At 49.3% G+C, this 5047-nt stretch carries 1 tRNA gene and 3 rRNA genes; all 4 read left to right on the top strand.

Annotated elements, in window-relative coordinates:
* Window positions 1–126 precede the first annotated feature (126 nt).
* A 16S ribosomal RNA gene (locus ACYVQ1_RS10180) occupies window positions 127–1674 on the top strand.
* Between the two features lie 54 nt (window positions 1675–1728).
* Window positions 1729–1801 (top strand) — tRNA-Ala (locus ACYVQ1_RS10175).
* 146 nt (window positions 1802–1947) lie between these two features.
* Window positions 1948–4847 (top strand): 23S ribosomal RNA (locus ACYVQ1_RS10170).
* Window positions 4848–4930: 83 nt separating this feature from the next.
* Window positions 4931–5046, top strand: a 5S ribosomal RNA gene (gene rrf / locus ACYVQ1_RS10165).
* Together the 16S, 23S and 5S rRNA genes with 1 tRNA gene alongside form the textbook arrangement of a ribosomal RNA operon.
* The last annotated feature ends 1 nt before the right edge of the window (window position 5047 follow it).

Genomic DNA, 5047 nt, shown 5'->3' with positions numbered 1-5047 from the left:
AGACCTTTGAGAACTGAATAAGAAACCAAGTGCAGGGTTATGATAGAAGAAATTATAACCTGTCAATTTACAAGAATAAATCGTCAGATGACGGTAATGAGTTAACGCTCGAACAATTATTAAATTTTTAATGAGAGTTTGATCCTGGCTCAGGACGAACGCTGGCGGCGTGCCTAATACATGCAAGTAGAACGCTGAAGAGAGGAGCTTGCTCTTCTTGGATGAGTTGCGAACGGGTGAGTAACGCGTAGGTAACCTGCCTTGTAGCGGGGGATAACTATTGGAAACGATAGCTAATACCGCATAACAATGAATGACACATGTCATTTATTTGAAAGGGGCAATTGCTCCACTACAAGATGGACCTGCGTTGTATTAGCTAGTAGGTGAGGTAACGGCTCACCTAGGCGACGATACATAGCCGACCTGAGAGGGTGATCGGCCACACTGGGACTGAGACACGGCCCAGACTCCTACGGGAGGCAGCAGTAGGGAATCTTCGGCAATGGGGGCAACCCTGACCGAGCAACGCCGCGTGAGTGAAGAAGGTTTTCGGATCGTAAAGCTCTGTTGTAAGTCAAGAACGAGTGTGAGAGTGGAAAGTTCACACTGTGACGGTAGCTTACCAGAAAGGGACGGCTAACTACGTGCCAGCAGCCGCGGTAATACGTAGGTCCCGAGCGTTGTCCGGATTTATTGGGCGTAAAGCGAGCGCAGGCGGTTTGATAAGTCTGAAGTTAAAGGCTGTGGCTCAACCATAGTTCGCTTTGGAAACTGTCAAACTTGAGTGCAGAAGGGGAGAGTGGAATTCCATGTGTAGCGGTGAAATGCGTAGATATATGGAGGAACACCGGTGGCGAAAGCGGCTCTCTGGTCTGTAACTGACGCTGAGGCTCGAAAGCGTGGGGAGCGAACAGGATTAGATACCCTGGTAGTCCACGCCGTAAACGATGAGTGCTAGGTGTTGGATCCTTTCCGGGATTCAGTGCCGCAGCTAACGCATTAAGCACTCCGCCTGGGGAGTACGACCGCAAGGTTGAAACTCAAAGGAATTGACGGGGGCCCGCACAAGCGGTGGAGCATGTGGTTTAATTCGAAGCAACGCGAAGAACCTTACCAGGTCTTGACATCCCGATGCTATTTCTAGAGATAGAAAGTTACTTCGGTACATCGGTGACAGGTGGTGCATGGTTGTCGTCAGCTCGTGTCGTGAGATGTTGGGTTAAGTCCCGCAACGAGCGCAACCCCTATTGTTAGTTGCCATCATTCAGTTGGGCACTCTAGCGAGACTGCCGGTAATAAACCGGAGGAAGGTGGGGATGACGTCAAATCATCATGCCCCTTATGACCTGGGCTACACACGTGCTACAATGGTTGGTACAACGAGTTGCGAGTCGGTGACGGCAAGCTAATCTCTTAAAGCCAATCTCAGTTCGGATTGTAGGCTGCAACTCGCCTACATGAAGTCGGAATCGCTAGTAATCGCGGATCAGCACGCCGCGGTGAATACGTTCCCGGGCCTTGTACACACCGCCCGTCACACCACGAGAGTTTGTAACACCCGAAGTCGGTGAGGTAACCTTTTGGAGCCAGCCGCCTAAGGTGGGATAGATGATTGGGGTGAAGTCGTAACAAGGTAGCCGTATCGGAAGGTGCGGCTGGATCACCTCCTTTCTAAGGAAAAACGGAATGTACTTGAGTTTCTTATTTAGTTTTGAGAGGTCTTGTGGGGCCTTAGCTCAGCTGGGAGAGCGCCTGCTTTGCACGCAGGAGGTCAGCGGTTCGATCCCGCTAGGCTCCATTGAATCGAAAGATTCAAGTATTGTCCATTGAAAATTGAATATCTATATCAAATTCCATATGTAATTAATTACATATAGATAGTAACAAGAAAATAAACCGAAACGCTGTGAATATTTAATGAGTTAGGTCGAAAGACCAAAATAAGGTTAAGTTAATAAGGGCGCACGGTGGATGCCTTGGCACTAGAAGCCGATGAAGGACGTGACTAACGACGAAATGCTTTGGGGAGCTGTAAGTGAGCAATGATCCAGAGATGTCCGAATGGGGGAACCCGGCAGGTAATGCCTGTCACTCATTACTGTTAAGGTAATGTAGAGGAAGACGCAGTGAACTGAAACATCTAAGTAGCTGCAGGAAGAGAAAGCAAAAGCGATTGCCTTAGTAGCGGCGAGCGAAACGGCAAGAGGGCAAACCGAAGAGTTTACTCTTCGGGGTTGTAGGACTGCAACGTGGACTTAAAGATTATAGAAGAACTACCTGGGAAGGTAGGCCAAAGAGAGTAATAGCCTCGTATTCGAAATAGTCTTTATACCTAGCAGTATCCTGAGTACGGCGAGACACGAGAAATCTCGTCGGAATCTGGGAGGACCATCTCCCAACCCTAAATACTCTCTAGTGACCGATAGTGAACCAGTACCGTGAGGGAAAGGTGAAAAGCACCCCGGGAGGGGAGTGAAATAGAACCTGAAACCGTGTGCCTACAACAAGTTCGAGCCCGTTAATGGGTGAGAGCGTGCCTTTTGTAGAATGAACCGGCGAGTTACGATATGATGCGAGGTTAAGTTGAAGAGACGGAGCCGTAGGGAAACCGAGTCTTAATAGGGCGCATTAGTATCATGTCGTAGACCCGAAACCATGTGACCTACCCATGAGCAGGTTGAAGGTGAGGTAAAACTCACTGGAGGACCGAACCAGGGCACGTTGAAAAGTGCTTGGATGACTTGTGGGTAGCGGAGAAATTCCAAACGAACTTGGAGATAGCTGGTTCTCTCCGAAATAGCTTTAGGGCTAGCGTCGATGTTAAGTCTCTTGGAGGTAGAGCACTGTTTGGGTGAGGGGTCCATCCCGGATTACCAATCTCAGATAAACTCCGAATGCCAACGAGATATAATCGGCAGTCAGACTGCGAGTGCTAAGATCCGTAGTCGAAAGGGAAACAGCCCAGACCACCAGCTAAGGTCCCAAAATATATGTTAAGTGGAAAAGGATGTGGGGTTGCACAGACAACTAGGATGTTAGCTTAGAAGCAGCTATTCATTCAAAGAGTGCGTAATAGCTCACTAGTCGAGTGACCCTGCGCCGAAAATGTACCGGGGCTAAAACATATTACCGAAGCTGTGGATACCTTTATAGGTATGGTAGGAGAGCGTTCTATGTGCGAAGAAGGTGTACCGTGAGGAGTGCTGGAGCGCATAGAAGTGAGAATGCCGGTATGAGTAGCGAAAGACAGGTGAGAATCCTGTCCACCGTAAGACTAAGGTTTCCAGGGGAAGGCTCGTCCGCCCTGGGTTAGTCGGGACCTAAGGAGAGACCGAAAGGTGTATCCGATGGACAACAGGTTGATATTCCTGTACTAGAGTATATAGTGATGGAGGGACGCAGTAGGCTAACTAAACCAGACGATTGGAAGTGTCTGGCCAAGCAGTGAGGTGTGATATGAGTCAAATGCTTATATCTATAACATTGAGCTGTGATGGGGAGCGAAGTTTAGTAGCGAAGTTAGTGATGTCACACTGCCAAGAAAAGCTTCTAGCGTTAATTATACTCTACCCGTACCGCAAACCGACACAGGTAGTCGAGGCGAGTAGCCTCAGGTGAGCGAGAGAACTCTCGTTAAGGAACTCGGCAAAATGGCCCCGTAACTTCGGGAGAAGGGGCGCTGACTTATGGTCAGCCGCAGTGAATAGGCCCAAGCAACTGTTTATCAAAAACACAGCTCTCTGCTAAATCGTAAGATGATGTATAGGGGGTGACGCCTGCCCGGTGCTGGAAGGTTAAGAGGAGTGCTTAGCGTAAGCGAAGGTATGAATTGAAGCCCCAGTAAACGGCGGCCGTAACTATAACGGTCCTAAGGTAGCGAAATTCCTTGTCGGGTAAGTTCCGACCCGCACGAAAGGCGTAATGATTTGGGCACTGTCTCAACGAGAGACTCGGTGAAATTTTAGTACCTGTGAAGATGCAGGTTACCCGCGACAGGACGGAAAGACCCCATGGAGCTTTACTGCAGTTTGATATTGAGTATCTGTACCACATGTACAGGATAGGTAGGAGCCTATGACCTCGGGACGCCAGTTTCGAGTGAGGCGTTGTTGGGATACTACCCTTGTGTTATGGCTACTCTAACCCAGATAGGTTATCCCTATCGGAGACAGTGTCTGACGGGCAGTTTGACTGGGGCGGTCGCCTCCTAAAAGGTAACGGAGGCGCCCAAAGGTTCCCTCAGAATGGTTGGAAATCATTCGCAGAGTGTAAAGGTATAAGGGAGCTTGACTGCGAGAGCTACAACTCGAGCAGGGACGAAAGTCGGGCTTAGTGATCCGGTGGTTCCGCATGGAAGGGCCATCGCTCAACGGATAAAAGCTACCCTGGGGATAACAGGCTTATCTCCCCCAAGAGTTCACATCGACGGGGAGGTTTGGCACCTCGATGTCGGCTCGTCGCATCCTGGGGCTGTAGTCGGTCCCAAGGGTTGGGCTGTTCGCCCATTAAAGCGGCACGCGAGCTGGGTTCAGAACGTCGTGAGACAGTTCGGTCCCTATCCGTCGCGGGCGTAGGAAATTTGAGAGGATCTGCTCCTAGTACGAGAGGACCAGAGTGGACTTACCGCTGGTGTACCAGTTGTTCTGCCAAGAGCATCGCTGGGTAGCTATGTAGGGAAGGGATAAACGCTGAAAGCATCTAAGTGTGAAGCCCACCTCAAGATGAGATTTCCCATGATTTTATATCAGTAAGAGCCCTGAGAGATGATCAGGTTGATAGGTTAGAAGTGGAAGTGTGGTGACACATGTAGCGGACTAATACTAATAGCTCGAGGACTTATCCAAAGAAAGTAACTGAGACATATTGACAACGATTTGGTTTCTTGATACAGTATAGATATTCAATTTTGAGTTGAGAATACTCAGAGTTAAGTGACGATAGCCTAGGAGATACACCTGTTCCCATGCCGAACACAGAAGTTAAGCCCTAGTACGCCTGATGTAGTTGGGGGTTGCCCCCTGTTAGATACGGTAGTCGCTTAGCG

The organism is Streptococcus parasalivarius (assembly GCF_054785155.1).
The sequence above is the reverse complement of the archived record's forward strand: the minus strand, read 5'-3'. Positions and strand labels throughout refer to the sequence as shown.